Genomic DNA, 22,635 nt, shown 5'->3' with positions numbered 1-22,635 from the left:
GACCATGGGATTGATACGGGTCGGCGTCGCCGTATCGGGCATGCCATCGGACGACCTCGCGTCGCGCGTCGAGGATGCGCTCGCTGTCGACACGGTCGCGTTCGAGGAGCAGGTTCGCGAGGACGCGGCGGTCCTCAAGGAGGAACTCCGCGAGGGGACGTTCGACAACCCGCAGGCGATCGTCGGGTTCGAGTACGAGTTCTACGCGGTGAACGACGAGTCGACGGCGCTGATGCGGGTGCCCCGTCGGCTCCTGGAGTTCATCGGGTTCGAGAAGGAACTCGGCCTGCACAACGCGGAGATGTCGACGAGCCCGCAGCCGTTCAACGAGCACGGCCTGCGCGCCCAGGAGTCGGAGGTGCTCGCGCGGCTCCAGACCGCCCAGGAGTGCGCGAGCGCCGAGGGGATGCGGCTCGTAAGCGACGGGATGTGGACGATTCCGCCCGAGGGCGAGACCGCGACGGGGTACCTCACGGACAGCGTGGAGGACCGCGGCGTCAGGGTCGCGACGAACATGAGCGATAGCGCGCGGTATCACGCGATGGCGAACGCCGGCGACGCGGCGGTGCAGGCGGGGATGCGGCTGGACGCACCGCACGTCGACCTCGCGGCGGACACCGTGATGCCCGAGAGCCTCATCACGAGCATCCAGCCGCACTACCAGGTGCCGCACGCCGCGGACCTCCCGGAGTACTTCCAGTACGCGCTCCGCATCGCGGGGCCGCTGCTCGCGCTCGGCGTGAACTCGCCGTTCTTCCCGCCGGACTGTTACGACGCCGACGTCGACGCCGAGACCATCCTCGACGACGCCTGGATGGGGCATCGCATCGGCGTCTTCGAGACGGTGCTGAACGCGGAGACCGACACCACGGGGAAGGTCCGGTTCCCGCGGGACGTCGAGAGCGTCGAACAGGCCGTCGACCGCATCGCGGCCGACGACACGTTCGTCCCGATGCCCGTCGAGTCCTCGAACCGGTTCGACGACAAGTTCGCCGCGTTCCGCATGAAGCACGGGACGTACTGGCGGTGGGTCCGGCCGGTGTTCGGCGGGCCGACGCGGTCGTCCGCGAACGCTCGCATCGAGTTCCGCCCCATCGCGGGCCAGCCGACGGTCCGGGACGGTATCGCGTTCCAGGCGGTGTTCGCCGGCCTCATGGAGGCGCTGCCGAAGGTCGAACATCCCGTGCTGGACCTCGACTGGTCGGTGGCGCGGGACAACTTCTACGGCGCGATGCGCGAGGGGCTGGCCGCGGACACGGTCTGGATCACGAACGACGGCCAGCACACGCGCGACCTCGCGCGCACCTACGAGGACCTGCTCGCGCACGCCGAGGAGGGCCTCCAGATGCGGGGGCTCGGCGAGGACGAGGCGGCACGGTACACGCACCCGTTGAAGGCTCGCGTGCGGCGACGGATGACGCCCGCGCGCTGGAAGCACGAGCGGGTCGCCGCGGCCGTGGACGACGGGGCGTCGTTCGCGGCGGCGGTCGAGGACGCACAGCGGTCGTACGTGGACGCCCAGCGGAAGACGCTGCTGTCGGCGAGCTTCGCGGAGTGGCTGCAGGACCGCCGGCAGTGACGAGGGCTCACCGGCCGGCGGTTGGCGGGCCGGAACCGTTTAGACGAGCGGGGCGGAACGGGCTGGCATGGTGACGTTTCTCTCCGGTGGCACCGGCACACCGAAACTGCTGGACGGGGCCGCGGGTGCGTTCTCGCCGGACGAGACGACGGTCGTCGCGAACACGGGCGACGACGTCGAGCTCGGTGGGCTCATGGTGTGTCCGGACGTGGACACGCTCGTCTTCCAGGGCGGTGGCGTACTGGACCGCGACCGCTGGTGGGGTATCCGCGGGGATACGACGCGGACGCACGACGCGCTCATGGACGTCGCGAACGCCGCGGACCTCGACACCGGCCCGCAGTTCCTCCCCGACGAGAAGCAGACCGAGGGGCGAGCGCTCGCGCGCTGGCGGCGGTTCTCCGGGGTCGCGGAGTTCATGGAGATCGGCGACCGCGACCGCGCGGTCCACGTGACGCGCACGAGCCTGCTCGATTCGGGGTACACGCTCACCGAGGTCACGGACCGTCTCGCGAGCGGGTTCGGCCTCGAACTCGACCTGCTCCCGATGACGAACGACCCGGTGGCGAGTCTCATCCACACGCCCGAGGGCGTGATGCACTTCCAGGAGTTCTGGGTGGGGCGCGGCGGCGAGCCGACCGTCGAGAACGTCGAGTTCCGCGGGTCGTCGAACGCCGAGCCGGCACCGGGCGTGCTGGACGCTCTGTCCGACGTGGTCGTCATCGGCCCGTCGAACCCGGTGACGAGCATCGGGCCGATGCTGTCGGTGCCCGGTATCGGCGCGGCGCTCCAAGACGCGACGGTGATCGCGGTGTCGCCGTTCCTCGGCGACGAGGCGTTCAGCGGCCCGGTCGCGCAACTCATGGACGCCGTCGGCGGCGAACCGAGCACGCAGGGGCTGGCTGGCGCGTATCCGTTCGCGGACGCGTTCGTCGTCGACGAGGACGACGACGCGACCTTCGACGTGCACACCGAGCGGACGGACGTCCGCATCGACGGGCGCGAGGACGCGAAACGCGTCGTGCAGGCGGTGACGCGCGCTATCGACGCGGTCCAGTGAGACGGCCGCCGGACGCGATGGCGGTGCTTCGAGCCGGTGGGCCGCTCGACGCGATAGCTGGGCTGCGCGTCGGTAGAATCGACGCAGTCGAGTGACTGGCCGCGCGTACGGTTCGGTATGGACGGTCCGTTCGACCCGCCGCTCGCGCTCGCGAGCCTCTCCGGCGACGCTGACGCCGAGTGGGCGCGAGCGGGTGCGCCGTACGCGGGGGCGGCGTTCCTCGGTGGTATCGCGCTCGACGAGCGGTCGCGGGCGGCGGCTCGCGACCTGGTGGCGCGCGACCGGAGCGAGTTCCTCCCCGAGGACCCGTTCGCGTGGATCGACGACCAGCTCGCCGCGCTCGCGGACGTCGACGTCCGCGCGGGCGTGAACGTCCGCGCGACCCGCCCCGAGCCGGTCCGCGAGGCGGCCGCGGTCTGTGCGAGTCACGACGCCATCGTCGAGGTGAACGCGCACTGCCGCCAGGACGAACTCCGCGCGGTCGGCTGCGGGGAGACGCTGCTCGCGGACACGCCACGCCTCCGCGAGTACGTCGCCGCAGCGTCCGAGACGGGTGCGACGGTGTCCGTGAAGGTCCGCGCGGGCGTCGACGGCGTCGACCTCCCGGCGACCGCTCGCGCCGTCGCCGACGCGGGCGCGACCGTCCTCCACGTCGACGCGATGGACAGCGAGCCCGCGGTCGCGAGCGTCGTCGACGCCGCGCCGTCGCTGTTCGTCGTCGCGAACAACGAGGTCAGGGACGAGGCGAGCGTCCGCGAGTACCTCGAGTACGGCGCGGACGCGGTCAGCGTCGGTCGGCCGAGCACGGACCCGGTCGTCCTCGACCGCGTCCTGACCGCCCTGGAGTCCGTGCGTGCGTCGTCCACCTGAACCGAGCCTGCGCTGCTGTCAGGAAGTCGCCGGGACGGGTAGGCGGCAGGCGGTGCCGATACCCGCCGGAGTTTTTCGCGTTGGGCGCGAACAACCGGGCGTGCATTCGACTGCCGCGAACGCCGAGCTCGCGCTCCTCCTCGAGGTCGCGGGCACGCCGAAGCCAGGGAACGTCGACCGCGAGCGCGACCTCGCGGACCTCCGCTTCGAGCAGTTCCTCGCCGGCGCCGTCGGCGCGCGCCCCGGCCTCGACGCGTGCTGCGACCCGAACTTCGCGCTCGGTGACGGGTTCGAGCGCGCGGTCGCCGGGATGAGCGACCGGGCCGGGTCGAACACGCAGTTCGGCGCGCTCCTGGTGCTCGCGCCGCTTGTCCGGACCGCGGCGACCGGCGAACTGTGCCGGGACCGCGTCCGCGAGGTCGTCGCCGCGACGACGGTCGCCGACGCGGCCGGGTTCTATCGCGCGTTCGACCACGTCGACGTCTTCGTCGGGGACCCGCCGGCTGACGCGCCCGACCTCGACGTCCGCCGGGGGAGCGACGCCGTTCCCGCCGTCGAGGACCGCGACCTCACGCTCGCCGCGCTCATGCGCGACAGCGCGGACCGGGACGGCGTCGCCGCGGAGTGGGCGAACGGGTTCGAGCGGACGTTCGCCGCCGGGGACCGAATCGCCGCGGGCGACGGCCCGCTCGCCGACCGCGCCGCCGACGCCTTCCTCGCGCTCCTCGCGGCCGAACCCGACACGCTCGTCGCCGAGAAGCACGGCGACGACGTCGCACGCGACGTCACCGAGCGCGCCGCCGCCCTCCGGAATGACGCGCCCGCCGACGGTCCTGACCCCGACGCCGTCAGCGCGTTCGCCGAGGACCTCGTCGACCGCGGCGTCAACCCCGGGACGACAGCTGACCTCACCGCCGGCGCGCTGTTCGTCGCGCTCGAACGCTACGGGGTGACGCCGTGACCGCCAGCGACCCACCGGTCGACCGTGGCGCGTGGCCGATGCGCCTCCGCGGTGTCACCGAGACGGTGGTGGCGACGCTCGGCCCGAACGACCGCTGGAACCAGGCCGCGCTCGGCGTGCACGCCGACGGCCCCGCGTCGACGCGCGACGACGACCGGCTACACGCGGTCACGGCGTTCACGTACGGGAACACGCGCACGCGTCGGAACCTCCACGGGCGCGGCGAGGGCGTCGTCCAGTTCACGACCGACGCGCTCGACTTCGCGAACGCCGCGCTCGACGTCTTCGAGACGGACGCCCCCGTCCTCGAGTCGGCGGACGCGTGGGTGCGCGTCGACGCGACGCAGGTCGACGCGCGCGACGAGGACGGGACGCGCATCGAGACGTGGCGGCTCGACCCCGTCGAGTCGACCGTCCGCCGGCGCGTCGTCCCGGTCGTCAACCGCGGGCACGCCGCGGTCGTCGACGCGACCGTCGCCGCCTCCCGCCTCGGCGTCGACGGGTTCGACGACGACGCGCTCCGCGAGCGCCTGGAGCGCGCCGTCGACGTCGTCTCGACGTGCGGCGGGGACCGCGAACGCGCCGCCATCCGTCGCTGCGCGGCGCTCACCGCCGACTGGTCGCCCACCAGCGACCTCCCGGAGGACTGACCGCGGACGACCCGCCCGAGCGAACCGTCGAACGCGTCCGACGCCCGGAGAACGAACCCTTTTTGGGGGCGAACGGGGAACGAATCGGTATGGCCATCAAACCCGATTACGTCAAGAAGACGGGTACCATCCTCCTCGAGCGGTACCCGAAGGCGTTCACGACCGAGTTCGAGACGAACAAGGACAGCGTCGCGAAGCTCACGAACATCGAATCCAAGGGCGTCCGCAACCGCGTCGCCGGCTACGTCACGCGCAAGAAGAACACCGCCGCCGCGCAAGCCTGACGCGCCGATTCTGCCGAGCTCTCTCCACAGATAGCGACAGCGCAGCGAGTGACCGGCGTCTCTCAACCGCTGCCTCCGCCCGACGTCCCCCGAAGCCTGCCGCGGGCGACACGCTTACGCGACGAGGGACGCTCGCCTGCCGCATGGACGAACGACCGCTCGGGTCGACGGGCGACTCGGTCACGGAAGTTGGACTGGGGACCTGGCAGATCGGCGGTGACTGGGGCGACGTCCCCGCGGAGCAGGGACGCGACGTCGTCCGCGCGGCACTCGACGCGGGCGTCACGTTCCTCGATACCGCGGACGTCTACGGGGACGGCCGGAGCGAGTCACTCATCGCTGACGTGCTCGCCGAACGCGACGCCGACCCGTTCGTCGCGACGAAGGCCGGCCGCCGTCTCGACCCGCACCGCGCCGCGGACTACGACCTCGCGCACCTCCGCGAGTTCGTCGACCGGTCGCGCGAGAACCTCGACGCGGAGACGCTCGACCTCCTCCAGCTGCACTGTCCACCGACGGACGTCTACTACCAGCCGGAGACGTTCGACGCGCTCGACGCGCTCGTCGACGAGGACCGCATCGCGCACTACGGCGTCAGCGTCGAACGCGTCGAGGAGGGCCTGAAAGCTGTCGAGTACGACGGCGTCGAGTCCGTCCAGCTGATCTTCAACCCGTTCCGCCAGCGCCCCGCCGAACACCTCTTCGACCGTGCCGTCGACGAGGACGTCGGCGTCATCGTCCGCGTCCCGTTCGCGTCCGGCCTCCTCACCGGTGCGCTCTCGGCCGACGACGAGTTCCCGGAGAACGACCACCGGAACTTCAACCGCGACGGCGAGGCGTTCGACGTCGGCGAGACGTTCGCCGGCGTCCCCTTCGAGACTGGGCTCGACGCCGTCGACGCCCTCCAGCGCCGCACCGGCGTCGACGACCCGGCCGCGTTCACGCTCCGGTGGATCCTCGACCACGACGCCGTCACGACCGTCATCCCGGGGACGACGACGCCCGCGCACGTCCGCTCGAACGTCGCCGCCGCCGACCGCGCCGCCCCCACCGCCGAGGAACGCGCCGCCGTCGACGCCGTCTACGACGAGTACGTCCGCGAGCACGTCCACCACCGCTGGTGAGGCGCTCCGCGGCGGCGGTCCGGCCCCCACGGCCGTCGCTCAGCGCGCGCCGACGTTCTCCTGGCTCTCGAAGGAGTCCGGGTCCGGTTCGATGTTCGCGTACTGGACCGCCTGCCGGCCGAGCGTCCGCACGCGCTCCGCGAGCCCGTCGTCGACGAACGCACCGTCCTCGAACGCGTCGTACGCGCTCGGTACCGCGGCCTGATGCGGGATGACCCACGCGTCGAGCGCTCGACACACCGACCGCAGATGCTCGAGCGCGGTGACGGGGAATCCGCCGCCGGCGACGGCGAGCAGCCCGACGGTCTTGTCCTCGAACTCGTCGAACCCGCAGTAGTCGAGTGCGGTCTTCAGCGGCGACGAGTACGACCCGTGGTACATCGGCGTTCCAAGGAGGATGGCGTCCGCGCCCGCGACCGTCGCCCGGAGGTCGGCGGCGTCGCCCGCGCCGTCGGCGTCCGCGTCGAACACCGGCAGGTCGAGCGCGCGCAGGTCGACGAGTTCGGTGCTCGCGCCCGCCGCGCTTGCCGCGTCCAGCGCGACCTCGAGCGCGGTCCGCGTGTGACTTCCGTCCCTGAGACTCCCGCACAGCGCGACGACGTGCACGTCAGAGGTCATGTCCGCTCCGACGGCCGGCCGCGAGAAAAAACCACGTCCCGCAGGTCGAGACGACGCGACCGCGAACGACCTCCGGTATCAGCCGGCCGGTCAGAGCGGAATCCGGTCGCCGGTCGGTCAGAGGGGAATCCGGTCGCCGGCCGGTCAGAGGGGAATCCGGTCGCCGGCCGCGTACCGGTCGTCGACGAGGTCGCGCGCCCACGCCACGGCGCTCGGGTCGTCGTTCGTCACGACCGCGTCCAGGCCCGCGCCGTCGTGGACGCCCATCGCGGCCACGGTCGGGGCGTCCGCACGCTCCATGACGACGAGTCCCGCCGACGGGAGGTCATCGACGCGGTGGACGGTCACGCGACCCGTGTTCGCGGCGCGGACGATGGCGTCCCGGTGCGTGGTCGTCAGTTCAGTGAGCGCCTCGTCGCTGAACGCCAGCTCCGCCGTCAGTCCGTCCTCGACGACGCCGCGCTCGAACGCGTCGACGTACGCGCCGTACGCCGTCGGCGAGAACCCGCGTGCGTGGGTCGCCTCCGCGACGAGGTCGACGAACGCACGCACCGGGCGGTCGGGCGCGGAGACCGTCGCGCGCACGACGTCCGCTCCGTCGAAGAACGCGGGGTCGGCCAGGTCGGGGCCGGGGAGGTCGGCGAGGACGTCGCGCGCGTCCCATACCGCGTCCAGACGCGTCGCGAACTCCCCGTACACGTCCAGCGCGAGCGCGCCCGCCGTCGTCAACGCCACGCCCTCCTGACCGCGTTCGGCGAGTCCCTTCGCCTCGAGCTGGCGGACCGCGCGGTCGACCGTCGACCGGGCGACGTCCAGCTCCCGGGCCAGCACGGGCTTGTGGACCGGTTCGTCGTCGATCGCTTCGAGGATGGCGCGACGCCGGGTGAGGGTCTCGACGAGGTCGGTTCGATCACCCGGTTCCATACCACCGTGATTCGCCGGGTCGTGCTTACGCCTTATGGCAGACGCCGCCGGCTACCGGCGGAGGCTCGCGACCGTCTCGCCGTCGCGTTCGGCGAGCGCGACGAGGCCGTCGTCGTCGAGGTCCGCGAGGAGGCCGCGCAGCCACTCGCGGCCGTACTCGCCGTCCGGCGCGTAGTCGACACGGATGCGTGGGCCGAGCTCGTCCAGGCCCAGTTCGTCGTGACTCCCGAGGACGTTCACGACGCGCCCGCGGAACTGCCGCCTGCTCCCCTCGAAGCTCGGCTGCGTCGGGACGTCCGGCGCCGTGAAGTCCCCGGTCTCGTACGCGTGACACCAGGTACGCCACGGACAGCCCGCCTCGTCGCACTTCGGGGTCTTCTCGCACGCCACCCCACCGAGCTCCATGACGGCGTTGTTCCACACGCGCGACTCGCCCGCCGGCAGCAGCTCGCTCGCCGCGGCCTCGAACGCGTCGTCGTCGTCCGGGACGTCGAACGCCCGGTACAGTACGCGCTTGACGTTCGTGTCCACGACCGCGTCCCCCTGGTTGAACGCGAAGCTCGCGACCGCGTTCGCCGTGTACGGCCCGACGCCCATCAGCTCCTGGAGGCCCTCGGGGGTCTCCGGGAACGTGCCGTCGTGCTCGGCCACTACCTGGTTCGCCGCCTCGTGGAGGTACTTCGCGCGGTTGTTGTACCCGAGGGAGTGACTCGTCCAGAACGCGACGACGTCCCCGCGGTCCGCGTCCGCGAGCGCGTCGACGTCCGGCCAGCGGTCGAGGAAGTCCGCCCACGCGTCGACGACGCGGTCGAGCTGGGTCTGCTGGCTCATCACCTCCGAGACGAGTATCTCGTACGCGTCCTCCGTCCGCCGCCACGGGTAATCGCGGTGGTCGTCCTCGTACCACGCGACGAGCGCGTCCCGGACCGCCGCGACGTCCGCCGGCAGCGACCACGACACCTCAGCGTCGTTGCCTGCACTCATCTATCCCCACTCGGGAACCGACCGACAAGGGAGTGCCGGTCTCGACACCGCGAACGCGGCGAGCGACCCGGCCGTGTAACCGGGAGAGAGCGAAAGGCGTAGGCGTCCACGGCACCCACCTGACGCTATGACTCTCGACGACCTCGCCGACGACGTGCAGGAGACCGCCGACGACCTTGAGACCGAGACGTTCCACCTCGACGCCGAGGCCCGGACCGAGCTCGCGATGCTCGCGGCGGCGGTCGACAACGACGACCCGAGCACGCTCGTCGAACGCGCCATCCACGCGCTCTTCGAACAGACCGTCGAAACCGGGAAGCTCGACTTCCACCTGCGCGCGAACTACGACGTCACGTACGACGAGTACCTCTCCGGGATGACCTACGACGAGATGGCCGGCGGGTCGACGTACCCGACCGACGACGGCGACCGCCGCTACCAGTTCTGAGCCGGGTGCGACGACGGCGACCGCCGCTACCGGTTCCGAGCGCCGCCACGACCGGCACCGCCGCTGGCGCGTCGGTCCCCGACTCCCCGAGCGGTCACATGTGTTCCTCTTCGAGCACCCACCCGATAGCGCGCTTGTAGTACGTGAACATCTGCTTGACGCCCTCGTGGTTCATGTCCTCGTCCTCGAGTTGCTCCTTGAGGAACTCGTACTGCTCGCGGACTTCGTCCTCGTCTCGCATACGCTCGGGTTACGGTCGCGGGGACAAAAGTCCAACCACGCTACCGCGTCGAGCTCGCCACGCCGCTACCGACTCGGTGACGCGAACCCGAGTTGTGGTCGGTGCCGATGCGAACCTGAGAGCTGGCGTCCGTGCCGACGCGAACCCGCGAGGCTTTTGCGGTCGCCGCCGGTAGACCGAGGCGAATGGAGTTCGCTGCGTTCGCAGACCGGGCTCGCGCCATCGAGGAGACCGACGCGGACCTCGCGGTGGTCGCGGCGGTCGCGGAGCTGTTCGCCGAGGCCGACGCCGACGACCTAGAGACGCTCGCGCGGTTCGTGCAGGGACGAGCGTTCCCGGCGTGGGACGACCGGAAGCTCGACGTCGGCCCGTCGCTGTGTCACGAGGCGCTCGCGCGCGCCGCCGGCCCGAACGTCACCGCGGCCGACGTCGAGGACCGCCTCGCGGAGGTCGGCGAGATCGGCGCGGTCGCCGCGAGCCTCGACCTGGACGGCCAACAGGGATTGAGTGCGTTCGGCGCGGGCGGCGGCGACGACCTCACGGTCGCGGACGTCCACGACGCGTTCGTCGCCATCGCGACGGCGACCGGGAGCGGGTCGGCGGGCGCGAAGGCCGACCACCTCTTCGGGTTGTTCAACCGCGCCAGCCCCGCGGAGGCGCGGTTCGTCGCGCGACTCGTCCTCGGTGAGATGCGTATCGGTGTCGGCGACGGCACCGTCCGGGACGCCATCGCCGCCGCGTTCCTCGCGGAGGACGACGACGACGAGGACGGGGACGTCGAGACTGGTAGCAGTGAGGACGAGGACGAGGAGGCAGGTCCCGACGGCGCGCAGTTGACGCTCTCGGCCCTCGGCGACGGAGCGGACGCGGGCGACCACGAGAGCGATGAGGACGCAGACGACGCCGATACCGACGGAGACGGCGCCGATGTCGACGGAGAGGCGGCCGACCCAGACGCGGACGACGGGTTCGGGCGGCCGCCGGCGGACGCGGTGGCGGCGGTCGGACGCGCGCTCCAGGTGTCGAACGACGCGGGGCGGGTCGCGGCGGTGGCGCGCGACGCGGGCCGGGACGGGCTCGCGGACGTCCACCTCGATGTCGGGCGTCCCGTGGGCGCGATGCTCGCACAGGCCGGGACGATAACGGACGCGGTCGAGGCGTGGGACGCCGTGGCGGTGGAGACGAAGTACGACGGGGCGCGCGTCCAGGTGCATCACGACCCCGACGGCGACACGCGACTGTTCTCCCGGAACATGGAGGACGTCACGGAGGCGCTCCCGGAACTCGTCGCGTTCGTCCGCGAGCGCGTCGACGTGCCGGTCATCCTCGACGGCGAGGCGCTCGCGGTCGACGACGACGGCGACCCGCTCCCCTTCCAGCGCGTCCTCGAGCGCTTCCGGCGGAAGCACGACGTCGCGCGCGCCGCCGAGGACGTCGCCGTGGAACTGCGCGCGTTCGACTGCCTGCATCACGGCGGCGAGGACCTCCTCGACGCACCGCTCACCGAGCGCCAGGCGAGACTGGAGCGCGTGCTCGAGGACGGCGTCTCCGAGTCGTTCCTGACCAGCGACGCGGACGCGATCGGCGCGTTCGAGGCCGAGGTCCTCGACGCCGGCCACGAGGGCATCATGCTGAAGGACCCGGCGTCGACGTACTCGGCGGGCAAGCGCGGCCAGGAGTGGTTGAAGCGCAAACCGGACGTGGAGACGCTCGACGTCGTCGTCACGGGCGCGGAGTGGGGCGAAGGCCGGCGCGCGAACGTCTTCGGGACGTTCGAAGTCGGCGTCCGCGCACCGGAGCGCGCCGATGAGTCTGGGAACGCCGGCGGGTACGCGACCGTCGGGAAGGTCGCGACCGGTATCACGGACGCCGAACTCGACGCGCTCACCGAGCGACTGCGAGCGCATGTCACGACCGAGACCGGCCAGACGGTGCGGTTCGAGCCCGCGGTCGTGTTCGAGGTCGGCTACGAGGAGATCCAGGCGTCGCCGACGTACGACTCCGGGTACGCGCTCCGGTTCCCGCGGTACGTCGCCGTCCGCGAGGACAAGGCGCCCGCCGACGCCGACACCCTGGAGCGCGTCGAGGCGCTCGCCGACGACTGACCCTCGCTCGCCCTCGCACGACGAGGCAGTGTGGTGCGGTGTGATGCGTCAGCACGCCTCGAACGGCCACAATCGTAATGTGGCCGGCTATCGGGATTCCTACCCAGAGAGGTATGAGTCCGGGGGAGACACTCGACGGCCGCGACCGGGGGGTCGCGGCCGTCGTCGATGGGGGAGCCAAGCATCGTGAGGCAGCGAGACGACTGGCGCGAGCGTTCGACGCGCACCTCGACCGCGAGAACCTCGCCGACTGCTCGCGGGTCGTCGTCCACGAGACACGGTCGTCGCGGTACGAGTACGTCGACGGCGTGCACTACGTCACGGGCGTCGACGACGCCGTCCGGGACCGCATCGAGGCGTTCGTCGACGCGCGCGACCTCGAGGTCGTGATGGACGGCCACGTCGGGTTCGCGTTCAGGCACTCGCGGCCCCGCGGGCCGGCGGACGCGCACGTCGCGGGCGCCGTCGTCGCGCTCGCGTTCGACGCCACGTTCACGGACCTCGACGACGTCGTCGAGGTCGTCGACGGGGCGACCGAGATATCCTGGACGGAACTCGACGCCCGCCCCGCCTGACGCGACGGCCTGTTCGACGACAGCACGCAGTCGTCGACGGCACTCAGTCGTCGACGGCAACCGGTCGTCGAGTGTCGTCCGTCAACCCTATCGGCGCCACTCGAGTACGGTCACGGGATGACAGTCACGCACGACGACCTGACCGTCGAGTGGCTCGGGTACGCGACGCTCAGGGTCGTGGACGCCGACGAGGACACCGTCGTCTACTTCGACCCCGGCCGATACGGCGTCTTCACCGGCGAGTGGACGCCGGACACGCCCGGCGTCTCCCATCCACCAGCCAGAGACTACCGCCCCGAGGACGCGGACGTCGTCTGCGTCACGCACGACCACCACTACGACCCCGACGGCATCCGTCGGGTCGCGGGCGGGGACGCGACGCTCGTCGTCTTCGACGGCGTGAACACGCACCGTATCGAGCGCGTCGACGACCGCCCCGTCGACCTCGACGTCGACGTCCGGTGGGTTGACGCCGAAGCGGACTTCGCCATCGGCGACGCCATCCTCCGCACGATTCCCGCGTACAACACGCCCGACGGCCACACGCGACCGGACGGCGACCCGTACCACCCGGAGGGACGCGGGTGCGGGTTCCTGCTGACGCTCGACGGGACGACCGTCTGTTGGCCGGGCGACACCGACGTCCTCGACGGTCACGCGATGCTCGACGTCGACGTCCTCTGCCCGCCCATCGGCGGGAGCTTCACCATGGACCGCCACGAGGCCGCCGACCTCGCCGCGGACATGAATCCCGAGGTCGTCGTCCCCATCCACTACAACACGTTCGGGGCACTCGAGACGGACTCGACGGCGTTCGTCGACGACCTCGAGTCTCGCGGGGTCGAGGTCGTACTCGACGAGAGCTAACTGCTCGCAGGAGCATACGGCGACCGTCAGGTCGCCGTTTCTGACGAGTAGGGGTCTCTGTATCGCTCCTCAGTTCTCCTCGTAGGCGACGAGCGTGAGCGACATCTCGAGGGTGCCGTCCTCGCCGTAGTACGCGGCGTAGGGTGCGAGTCCGAGGTCGGGCGAGAAGCACGCTTCGTGGAAGACGCTGCCGTTGACGCGCATCTCGCTCGTCCAGCAGTCGACGCCCGCGATGGTGTCGGTGCCGGTGACCGCGAAGCTCGCGGAGCCCTGTGGCGTCGAGTACGACCACTTCGTGCCCGTACTGAGGTCGCGGCCCTCGTACCACGCCGACGGCTGGGACATCGTCGTCACGAGCACGGCTCCGCCGGGGTTCGTGTAGAACTGCTGGACGACGGTGTCCTTCGTGCCGGTGGCGGTCGTCTCGTAGCGCTCGCCGTTCATCTCGTAGACGAGCGTGACGGTGTACTCGCCGTCGTCGACGGACTCGACGTCCCACACGATGGTCCCCTCGCCGTCGCCTTCCATGAACACCTCGTACTCGTAGCGCGCCGGCGTCTCGAACGCGAACGGCTCCCACTCGCCGCTCGCGGCGTCGGTGCTATCGGACGTATCGTCACCGCTCGCGCCGTCACCGCTCCCGTCACCACCGTCGGCGCTCGCACCGCCACCGTTCGCACCGTCGGTTCCGACGGTCGTGGATTCGGGGGCACCACCGCCGCCGGTGAGGCAGCCTGCTGTGAGGACGAGCACTGCGACGACGAGGACGAACCTGGCCTGCATACGGGCTAGACGACCTGCGAAAAGATAGTAATGCGTACGCTACTGGCCGCGTCAGATGATACCCATCGTGTCGAGGCGCTCCGGGAGGTACGTCTCCGTCACGAAGTCCAGACCGCGCGCTGCCAGCGCCTGCTGCTCGGCCTTCTTCCCGATGTCGAGCTGGAGCTCTATCTGCTCCGTCCAGAACTCGTCCTGGAACCGCGGGTCCTCGAGTTCGCTCTCCAGGGCGTTCTCGTCCGAGTCCGCGAGCGGGTCCGTCGGCAGGTCGTACTCGACGATATCCTCCGGACGGATACCGACGAACCGCGCCTCGGGCGTCGCGAGGTACTCCGAGAGGTGCGCGGACTTGATGGAACCGTACGAGACGGACCCGAAGATGCGGTACGACCACGGGTCGCCGTCCGTGAACACCATCACGGGCAGGTCGAGTTCGTCGTGCAGGCGCTTCGTGATGCGCCGCGTCGCCCGCGCCGGCTGGCCCTTCAGGTGGACGACGAGACAGTTGTACTCCGTGTCGAACCCGTTCTCGACGAGCCGGTCGCGCATCCCGCCGGTCTCCACGCACAGCACGAAGTCGATGTCGTGGTCGATGAACTCGATGGTGTCCGGGTTGTTCGGGATCTGGTAGCCGCCCTCGCCGACGTCCTTCTGGCAGTGGATGACGCGCTCACCGCGCCGCGTCTGCTCGCGCAACTCGAGGGGGCCGATGAGCGTCGCCCCGGACTCCTCGGGCCGCATGTGGAAGTCCTCGCGCTTCACGTCGCTCACGATCTCGAGGTCCTCCACGAGCTTGTTCGACTCGTCCTGCCCGTTGAACTGCGCCTCCTCGTTGTCCCACGACTCCGAGAGGTAGTACAGTTCACGCAGCGTCGACGACCGGTCCTCCTCGAGCTGGCGCGCGAGGAACTCGATCGTGTACGCCGCCTTCAGGAGCTTCCGCGCACCACGCACGGAGTTCGCCGACCGCGTCGACGTCCGGTCGCCGTACACCCACACCTGCTTGTCCTCGTCGAAGACGATGTTGCTCTTCGTCCGCGTCGGCAGCGTCATCTCCGGGATGTCGCCGCGCTCGAACTGGTCGTAGAACTCCGCCGCCAGGTCCACGAGCTTCTGGCGGGCCTCCGCGTTCGAATCCTGTGTATCGCTCATTGTCAGTCACTCACCGTCAGCTTCGGGCCCTCGACCTCCGACACCGACAGGTCCAGGGTCGCGTCCGTCTCGACCGTGTACGTCAGGCGGGCCTCCTCGCCCGCCGGCACGTCCGGCGTCCACTTCACGAACCACTCGCCGTCCATCTCCACGACGTTCGCACCGTCGCTCACGTCGCGGGGCTCGCGGTCGACGATGTCCGTCACGTCCGGGGACTCCGACCGGTCGGAGTGATTCTCGACCACCACCGTCACCGTCTGCTCGCCGTCGCCGTCGCTCACCTCGCGCTCCACGAGGACGTTGTTCATGATGCGCGCCAACGCATCTCCGATGTCCGGGTCGGGACGCCCCGTCACGTCCGCGACCTTCTTCGCCATCACCGGGAGGATGTCCGCGAGGACGTTCTGCTTCTTCTGGCGCTTGCGCATCGACTGCTGCTTCTTCAGGTAGGACTTGAGTTCGCGCGCCGCCTCGCGGACCGCGAGCTCGATCTCGTCCTCCATCGCCTCGACGCTCGCCACCGCGTCCTTGGACTCGCTCGTGAACGGGACGTTCGTCGACGCGACGTGCACCATGATCACGACCGGCCCGTTCGGGATGCCGGACCCGCCGGGCTGGTCGAGGTTGTAGTTCCGCCACCCGATGCCCTTGATCGTCTGCGTGATCGCACAGCCACCGCGCTTGTAGACGAGCGGCACGCGGTTCGCGAACCGCAGCAGGTCCGCCTGCCCTTCGGCCTGGATGTCGCCGCCGTACGCGATCCCGGCCTCCGCGATGAACGGATCGCCGGCGTGCACGTCGGCGTCGCGCGACGACGACGCGTAGAACTCCGCGTCGTACTCCTTGCGCAACCCGGCCTCCACGAGGTCCGCGCTGATGGGCGAGAGACACGACGTCGGCGGTGCGATGATGTCCGTCTCCCGCATCCCGTTGACGAGCCGACTGACCGCGTCGCGGTCGCCGACGAGGTCGCTCACGAGCGGCGCGTCGTCGGGGACCGTCCGCATCACGCGCCAGAACGCGTCCGTGACGTTCTCGCGAGCGGTGTCGCCGAACGTCGCGTCCTCGCGCTCCTCGGTCATGTCCGCCGAGCGGTCGACGAACTCGCGGACCGCCGCCCGCGTGTACCGGCCGCGCCACGCGTCCGCGTCAGCCGGCTCGGGGACGAACTTCGCCGCGAGCCGCTCCGCGAAGGCACGCACGGTCTCGTCGTCCTTCCGCTTCGACGTCGCCTCGTCGGCCAGCGCGTACGCGTCCGCGATCAGGTGCTCGCTCGCGCCCTGCTCGGGGTCGTCCGGGTCGAACCCCGTGATGGCGCGCCACGCCGCTTCGACGGCGTTCTCGCGCACCGTCTCCCCGAAGTTCTTCCCGTACTCCTCCTCGACGCTATCGGCCTCCTCGTCGACGAACCGCCGGACGTGCTGGTGCGCAACGCGGTCCATCTCGTCGACGCGCCCGGCGACCGCGTCCGCGAACGCCGCCGTCGCGTCCGCGCCCTTGTTCGACACCGCAGCGGAGACGGCGCGCGCCACGTCACCGTCCTCGTGACCCGCCGGCGGCGTCCACGCCATCTCCCGCCCGAAGTGCCGGTCGCGGAACGCGTCGATGACCTTGTCCGCCGTCTTCTTCCCGACGCGCGTGAACTCCGTCTGCAGGAACCCCGACACCGTCTGCGAGTTCGTCGCGTCCAGCATCTTCAGGACGTTCCCCAGCTCCACGCCGTGAGGATGCGGTTTTATCTCCTCCGTCTCCTCGGGAAGCTCGTCCGTCGCGCGCTCGAACTTGAAGTGCTCCTGGGGCTCCTTCAGCTCCAGCCGAGCGTGAGGGTTCACGACTGCCGTATGCTTCACGTAGTCGTGGAGCTGCTGGCGAGCGCGCATGTTCCCCTCCATCTCCAGCTCGATGCGCGTCCCGTGCGGGCGGTCCCACGACGCCTCCGACTCGTCGCGGATCTCCGGCTCGTTCGTGTCCGTGTCGATGACGAGCTCGAAGTACTGCGCGGTGTCGCTGCCCTGCGTGCGACTCGTCACCTTCGCGGGCTTCCCCGACGTCAACTGCGAGTACAGCACCGCCGCGGAGATCCCGATCCCCTGCTGTCCGCGACTCTGCTCGCGAGCGTGGAAGCGACTCCCGTACAGGAGCTTCCCGAAGATCTTCGGTATCTGTTCCTTCGTGATGCCGGGGCCGTTGTCCTCGACGACGAGCCTGTAGTAGTCGCCGGCCTCCTCGATCTCGACGTAGATGTCCGGGAGGTGCCCGGCTTCCTCGGTCGCGTCGAGCGCGTTGTCGACGGCCTCCTTGACGGCCGTGACGAGCGCTCGGGCGCCCGAGTTGAACCCGAGCATCTGCTTGTTCTTCTCGAAGAACTCGGCGATGGAGATGGCGCGCTGGTTCTCCGCCAGTTCGGCGGCCATCCCCTCGTCCTCGCCGAGTGTCGACTGGAACGAGGTCATTCTGTATCGCTCCATACCTCCCGCGGGATTAAAAGCCGTTCCCTACCCGAGTGAAAGTGAAATCGCCGACGGCGTCGCCCCGAACGGTCCGTCGCTGCGAGCCGCCGACGCACGGCTCGGCGCCCTCGGACTCCCCGTGGTGCGACCGTCGACTTCCCCGACTTCCCCGACCGCTGACCGTTCTCACCGTCGCGCCAGCGGACCGACTCGAACGCCGCCGAACGTCGCCGGTCGACACCGGCGAGCACCGACTCCAACAGGCACCCGGCGTCCGCATTCTCGCGGGACCCACGCGCGTGGGCGAGCGCGCACACGGTATCTTTATCAGTAGGTATCGTCTATGCCAGGACAGGTATTACATGTCCGAAGAAAGTGACTACAGCGCCGGGCAGATTCAGGTCCTCGAGGGCTTGGAGGCCGTCCGCAAGCGTCCGGCGATGTACATCGGCTCTACAGATTCTAGGGGGTTACACCATCTGGTGTACGAGGTGGTGGACAACTCCATCGACGAGGCTCTCGCCGGGTACTGCGACTCCATCGACGTGCGCATCCACGAGGACGGGTCGGTGACCGTCAGCGACGACGGCCGCGGCATCCCCGTGGACACGCACGCCGAGTACGACCGACCGGCGCTCGAGGTCATCATGACCGTCCTCCACGCGGGCGGGAAGTTCGACAACAAGTCCTACCAGGTCTCCGGTGGCCTGCACGGCGTCGGCGTGAGCGTCGTGAACGCCCTCGCCATGCGCCTCGAGGTGGAGGTCAAGCGCGAGGGTGCGGTGTGGACGCACGCGTTCGAGCGCGGCGAACCGCAGGGCGACATGGAGCGCGTCCGCGACATGCGCGACGGCGAGGAGAACGGGACGAGCATCCGGTTCTGGCCGGACACGGACATCTTCGACGCGACCGAGTACAAGTTCTCGACGCTCGCGAACCGTCTCCGCGAGCTCGCGTTCCTGAACTCCGGGGTCGCCATCACGCTCGACGACGAGCGCAGCGACAAGTACCAGACCTTCGAGTACGAGGGCGGTATCCGCGAGTTCGTCGAGTACCTCAACGAGACGAAGACGCCGCTGCACGACGACGTCATCTACTTCGACGACGAGGAGGCGGTCGACGACGGCGTCATCCAGGTCGAGGTGGCGATGCAGGCGACGGACGAACTCCAGGGTTCCATCCACGCGTTCGCGAACAACATCAACACGCGAGAGGGCGGGACGCACCTCACCGGGTTCAAGACGGCGCTGACGCGGGTCGTGAACGACTACGCGACCGACCAGGGGATGCTGAAGGACATCGACGAGAACCTCAAGGGCGACGACATCCGCGAGGGCCTCACCGCGGTCATCTCCATCAAGCATCCGGACCCGCAGTTCGAGGGGCAGACGAAGACGAAGCTGGGGAACGGCGAGGTGCGTGGCGTCGTCGAGTCGGCGATGCACGACAACCTCGACACGTACTTCGAGGAGCACCCCGACAGCGCGAAGCAGATCGTGCGGAAGGCGGTGGAGGCGGCGAAGGCGCGGAAGGCCGCGAAGAAGGCCGAGGAGCTCACGCGACGGAAGTCCGCGCTCGACTCGACGAGCCTCCCCGGGAAGCTCGCGGACTGCCAGACGAAGGACCCGAGCGAGTCCGAGATATTCATCACGGAGGGCGACTCCGCGGGCGGGTCCGCGAAGCAGGGCCGGAATCCGGAGTTCCAGGCGATCCTGCCGCTCGGCGGGAAGATCCTGAACGTGGAGAAGCATCGCCTGGACCGCGTGCTGGAGAACGAGGAGATCCGGAACATGATCACGGCGCTCGGGACGGGCGTCGGCGACGAGTTCGACGCGGACGACGTCCGCTACGAGAAGATCATCTTCATGTGCGACGCGGACGTCGACGGGGCGCACATCCGCACGCTCCTGTTGACGCTGTTCTACCGGTACATGCGGCCGTTGATCGAGGCCGGGTACGTGTACGCCGCGCAGCCGCCGCTGTACCGCATCCGGTACAACGGGGAGACGTACGACGTGATGACCGAAGCGGAGCGCGACGAGGTCGTCGAGGAGAAGTGCAACGGGAACCCGACGCAGGTCCAGCGGTTCAAGGGCCTCGGGGAGATGAACCCCCAGCAGCTCTGGGAGACGACGATGAACCCGGAGAACCGCGTGCTGAAGCAGATCACGATCGAGGACGCGGCGGCCGCCGACAAGATGTTCAGCGTGCTGATGGGTGACGCGGTCGGGCCGCGCAAGCAGTTCATCAAGGATCACGCCGCCGAGGCGGAGTGGGTGGACATATGAGCTCGGAACCGGTCGACGACCCCGACATCCCGGCGGACCACGTGGAGAACGTCCGCATCGAGGACGAGATGGAGCAGAGCTACATCGACTACGCGATGAGCGTCATCGCGGGCCGTGCGCTCCCGGACGTCCGGGACGGCCTGAAGCCCGTGCATCGCCGTATCCTGTACGCGATGCACGAGATGGGCGTCTCCAGTCGCTCCTCGCACCGCAAGTCGTCCTCCATCGTCGGGGAGACGATGGGGGACTACCATCCCCACGGCGACCAGGCGATCTACGACACCCTGGTGGGGATGGCCCAGGACTTCTCGATGCGGAACCCCCTCGTGGACGGCCAGGGGAACTTCGGGTCGATGGACGGCGACCCGGCGGCGGCGATGCGGTACACGGAGGCGCGGATGGCGCCGATCGCCGAGGAGCTCCTGGAGGACATCGAGAAGGACACCGTCGACTTCTCGTCGAACTACGACGACCGCCTGACGGAGCCGAGCGTGCTGCCGTCGGCGTACCCGAACCTGCTCGTGAACGGGAGTACGGGTATCGCGGTCGGGATGTCGACGAAGATACCGCCTCATAATCTCGGGGAGGTCATCGACGCGACGATCGAGGTCATCGAGAACCCCGAGTGCGACGTCTCGGACCTCATGGAGCACGTGAAGGGGCCGGACTTCCCGACGGGCGCGAATATCGTGGGGAAGAACGCGGTCCGGAAGGCGTACGCGACCGGCCGCGGTCGGCTGCGCGTTCGCGCGGAGTACGAGGTCGAGGAGTGGAAGAACGGCCGCGAGCGCATCATCGTCACCGAGCTGCCGTTCCAGGAGAACAAGGCGCGGATGGTCGAGCGCATCGCGAACGACGTCAACGACGGGAAGCTCGAGGGCATCACGGACCTCCGCGACGAGTCCGACCGGAACGGCGTGCGCGTCGTCATCGAGCTGAAGCGCGGTGCGAACGCGGACGTCGTCGAGAACATGCTCCTCGAGCACCACCTGGAGAAGACGTTCGGCGTCATCAACCTCGCGCTCGTCGACGGGCAACCGCAGGTCCTGACGCTCAAGGAGACCCTCGAGCACTACGTCGAGCACCGGAAGGAGGTCGTGACGCGGCGCTCGCAGTTCGAGCTCGACGAGGCCGAGGACCGCGCGCACATCCTCGAAGGCCGTCTGAAGGCCCTGAAGAACGTCGACGACGTCGTCGACCTCATCCAGGACAGCGAGGACCGAGACAGCGCGAAGACCAACCTCCGCGAGGCGTACGACTTCAGCGAGTCCCAGGCCGAGCACATCGTCCGGATGCAGCTCGGGTCGCTCACGTCGATGGAGCGCGCCGAGATAGAGAGCGAGTACGAGGACGTGATGGACACCATCGAGTACCTCGAATCCGTCCTCGGGAGCGAGGAGAAGCTCCTCGAGGTCATCACGGACGAGCTCCGCGAGGTCAAGGACGAGTACGACGACGACCGGCAGACGAGCTTCGTGGAGGACACGGGGACGGTCACGCACGAGGACCTCATCCCGGAGGAGGAGGTCGTCGTGGTCGTCACGGAGGACGACTACGTGAAGCGGATGCCCGTCGACCAGTTCGACGCGCAGAACCGCGGTGGGAAGGGCATCATCGGCGCGGACGTCAAGGAGGGCGACCGCGTGTCGAAGGTGTTCCGCGCGAACACGCACGACTACGTGCTCGCGTTCACGAACCACGGCCAGGTCTACCGGTTGAAGACCTACGAGATTCCGGAGGTCTCCCGGACCGCGCGCGGGAAGTCCGCGGTGAACCTCCTGAAGCTCGACGACGGCGAGGAGATAACCGCCGTCGTCACCACCGACGAGTTCGAGTCCGACGAGTGCGTGACGATGGTGACGCGGAACGGGTACGTGAAGCGCACGACCGGCGAGGACTTCTCGAACATCCTCTCGACGGGTATCATCGCCGCGGACCTCGACGAGGACGACGCGCTCGTCGACGTCGAGGTCACGGACGGGTCGAAGGACCTCGTCGTCGCGACCGAGGGCGGGATGACGATCCGGTTCGACGAGCAGGAGGTGCGGACGATGGGGCGGAACGCACGGGGCGTCCGCGGCATCGACCTCGAGGGCGACGACAGTGTCGCGGGACTGGTCGCGACCGACCACGAGGACGACAAGAGCCTCCTGACCGTCACGGAGAACGGGTACGGGAAGCGGACGCGGCTCGCGAACTACCGCCAGCAGGGCCGGTACGGGAAGGGCCTCATCGACATCAAGACGAACGACCGGAACGGGCGCGTGACGAGCGTGAAGGCCGTCGCGGACGACGACGACCTCGTCGTGATGAGCGACCAGGGCCAGATCATGGTCACGCACGCGAGCGACGTGAGTCTCGTCGGCCGGAACACGATGGGCGTCACCATCATGGACCTCGAGGACGGCGACAACGTCGCGAGCGTCGACGTCCTCCCCGCCGCGACCGGTGCGGCGGACGCCGTCGACGCCGACGACTGACCCGACCGGCGCGGAGCATCGCCTCGGCCGACTGACCGCTTTCTTCGGTCGGCGTCGCTGCGACCGTTCGTCAGAACCCACCGCAGTCGGCGAGCGGGACGGTCGCGGCGAGCGCGAGGACCTGTCGTCGCTGTATCGCCGCGTGATACACGAACGCCGGGTATCTGCTTTGGGTACGAGCCCTCGCGACGCCCT

Annotated in this window: 20 protein-coding genes; 13 read left to right on the top strand and 7 right to left on the bottom strand. The window is 69.6% G+C overall.

What is annotated here, in order from left to right; translation table 11 throughout:
- Positions 1-40 precede the first annotated feature (40 nt).
- From SM754_RS12810 to SM754_RS12780, 7 genes are all read left to right on the top strand, one after another.
- A complete protein-coding gene (locus tag SM754_RS12810) occupies positions 41-1,579 on the top strand; it encodes a glutamate-cysteine ligase family protein (RefSeq protein WP_323676627.1) in 1,539 nt (512 codons plus the stop codon).
- 67 nt (positions 1,580-1,646) lie between these two features.
- Complete coding sequence (gene cofD / locus SM754_RS12805) at positions 1,647-2,639, top strand: 2-phospho-L-lactate transferase (protein WP_323676626.1); 993 nt, start codon at positions 1,647-1,649, stop codon at positions 2,637-2,639.
- Positions 2,640-2,756: 117 nt separating this feature from the next.
- On the top strand, positions 2,757-3,509 hold the full coding sequence (locus tag SM754_RS12800) for a tRNA-dihydrouridine synthase (protein ID WP_323676625.1): 753 nt from the start codon (positions 2,757-2,759) through the stop codon (positions 3,507-3,509).
- A gap of 100 nt (positions 3,510-3,609) precedes the next feature.
- Complete coding sequence (locus SM754_RS12795; protein ID WP_323676624.1) at positions 3,610-4,470, top strand: triphosphoribosyl-dephospho-CoA synthase; 861 nt, start codon at positions 3,610-3,612, stop codon at positions 4,468-4,470.
- 38 nt (positions 4,471-4,508) lie between these two features.
- The gene (locus SM754_RS12790; RefSeq protein WP_323676658.1) at positions 4,509-5,120 is read left to right on the top strand and encodes a DUF447 domain-containing protein; all 612 of its coding nucleotides are present in this window, start codon (positions 4,509-4,511) and stop codon (positions 5,118-5,120) included.
- Positions 5,121-5,209: 89 nt separating this feature from the next.
- Entirely contained in the window at positions 5,210-5,404 is a 195-nt protein-coding gene (locus tag SM754_RS12785; protein WP_323676623.1) for a 30S ribosomal protein S17e, read from the top strand.
- Positions 5,405-5,547: 143 nt separating this feature from the next.
- Complete coding sequence (locus SM754_RS12780; protein ID WP_323676622.1) at positions 5,548-6,528, top strand: aldo/keto reductase; 981 nt, start codon at positions 5,548-5,550, stop codon at positions 6,526-6,528.
- Between the two features lie 39 nt (positions 6,529-6,567).
- On the opposite strand, the gene SM754_RS12775 is transcribed toward SM754_RS12780, so the two are convergent.
- The 3 genes from SM754_RS12775 to SM754_RS12765 all read right to left on the bottom strand — a co-directional run bounded on the left by SM754_RS12775 (position 6,568) and on the right by SM754_RS12765 (position 9,054).
- A complete protein-coding gene (locus SM754_RS12775) occupies positions 6,568-7,146 on the bottom strand; it encodes an NADPH-dependent FMN reductase (RefSeq protein ID WP_323676621.1) in 579 nt (192 codons plus the stop codon).
- 144 nt (positions 7,147-7,290) lie between these two features.
- Positions 7,291-8,070 (bottom strand): helix-turn-helix transcriptional regulator, encoded by a 780-nt coding sequence (locus SM754_RS12770; RefSeq protein WP_323676620.1) that lies wholly within the window; start codon positions 8,068-8,070, stop codon positions 7,291-7,293.
- A 51-nt stretch (positions 8,071-8,121) separates the two neighbouring features.
- The gene (locus SM754_RS12765; RefSeq protein ID WP_323676619.1) at positions 8,122-9,054 is read right to left on the bottom strand and encodes an HhH-GPD family protein; all 933 of its coding nucleotides are present in this window, start codon (positions 9,052-9,054) and stop codon (positions 8,122-8,124) included.
- Between the two features lie 127 nt (positions 9,055-9,181).
- Here SM754_RS12765 and SM754_RS12760 point away from each other — a divergent pair, with 127 nt between their 5' ends.
- Positions 9,182-9,502 (top strand): ribbon-helix-helix protein, encoded by a 321-nt coding sequence (locus tag SM754_RS12760; protein ID WP_323676618.1) that lies wholly within the window; start codon positions 9,182-9,184, stop codon positions 9,500-9,502.
- A gap of 94 nt (positions 9,503-9,596) precedes the next feature.
- Here the strand turns inward: SM754_RS12760 and SM754_RS12755 are convergent, their stop codons facing one another.
- The gene (locus tag SM754_RS12755; RefSeq protein WP_323676617.1) at positions 9,597-9,743 is read right to left on the bottom strand and encodes a DUF8555 family protein; all 147 of its coding nucleotides are present in this window, start codon (positions 9,741-9,743) and stop codon (positions 9,597-9,599) included.
- Between the two features lie 185 nt (positions 9,744-9,928).
- Here SM754_RS12755 and ligA point away from each other — a divergent pair, with 185 nt between their 5' ends.
- The 3 genes from ligA (at position 9,929) to SM754_RS12740 (ending at position 13,290) form a co-directional block, all read left to right on the top strand.
- Entirely contained in the window at positions 9,929-11,848 is a 1,920-nt protein-coding gene (gene ligA / locus SM754_RS12750; protein WP_323676616.1) for an ATP-dependent DNA ligase LigA, read from the top strand.
- Positions 11,849-11,961: 113 nt separating this feature from the next.
- Positions 11,962-12,423 carry a hypothetical protein gene (locus SM754_RS12745; protein ID WP_323676615.1) on the top strand — a complete coding sequence of 154 codons (462 nt, stop codon included), beginning with the start codon at positions 11,962-11,964 and terminating at the stop codon, positions 12,421-12,423.
- Between the two features lie 117 nt (positions 12,424-12,540).
- Positions 12,541-13,290, top strand: coding sequence for an MBL fold metallo-hydrolase (locus tag SM754_RS12740; RefSeq protein ID WP_323676614.1), 750 nt, complete (start codon positions 12,541-12,543; stop codon positions 13,288-13,290).
- Between the two features lie 69 nt (positions 13,291-13,359).
- Here the strand turns inward: SM754_RS12740 and SM754_RS12735 are convergent, their stop codons facing one another.
- Genes SM754_RS12735 through SM754_RS12725 form a run of 3 tightly spaced genes read right to left on the bottom strand, consistent with a single transcriptional unit; the run spans position 13,360 to position 17,675 of the window.
- On the bottom strand, positions 13,360-14,073 hold the full coding sequence (locus tag SM754_RS12735; RefSeq protein ID WP_323676613.1) for a hypothetical protein: 714 nt from the start codon (positions 14,071-14,073) through the stop codon (positions 13,360-13,362).
- A 51-nt stretch (positions 14,074-14,124) separates the two neighbouring features.
- Positions 14,125-15,222, bottom strand: a complete 1,098-nt coding sequence (locus SM754_RS12730; protein WP_323676612.1) for a DNA topoisomerase IV subunit A — start codon at positions 15,220-15,222, stop codon at positions 14,125-14,127.
- Between the two features lie 2 nt (positions 15,223-15,224).
- Complete coding sequence (locus tag SM754_RS12725; RefSeq protein WP_323676611.1) at positions 15,225-17,675, bottom strand: DNA topoisomerase VI subunit B; 2,451 nt, start codon at positions 17,673-17,675, stop codon at positions 15,225-15,227.
- Positions 17,676-18,034: 359 nt separating this feature from the next.
- Between SM754_RS12725 and gyrB the strand changes: the two genes are divergently transcribed.
- Both gyrB and gyrA read left to right on the top strand, forming a co-directional pair.
- Positions 18,035-19,960, top strand: coding sequence for a DNA topoisomerase (ATP-hydrolyzing) subunit B (gene gyrB, locus SM754_RS12720; RefSeq protein ID WP_323676610.1), 1,926 nt, complete (start codon positions 18,035-18,037; stop codon positions 19,958-19,960).
- On the top strand, positions 19,957-22,440 hold the full coding sequence (gene gyrA / locus SM754_RS12715; protein WP_323676609.1) for a DNA gyrase subunit A: 2,484 nt from the start codon (positions 19,957-19,959) through the stop codon (positions 22,438-22,440). The genes gyrB and gyrA overlap by 4 nt, the downstream gene beginning before the upstream one ends.
- The last annotated feature ends 195 nt before the right edge of the window (positions 22,441-22,635 follow it).

The organism is Halorubellus amylolyticus (genome assembly GCF_034808145.1).
Classification (GTDB): domain Archaea; phylum Halobacteriota; class Halobacteria; order Halobacteriales; family Natrialbaceae; genus Halorubellus.
The sequence above is the reverse complement of the archived record's forward strand: the minus strand, read 5'-3'. Positions and strand labels throughout refer to the sequence as shown.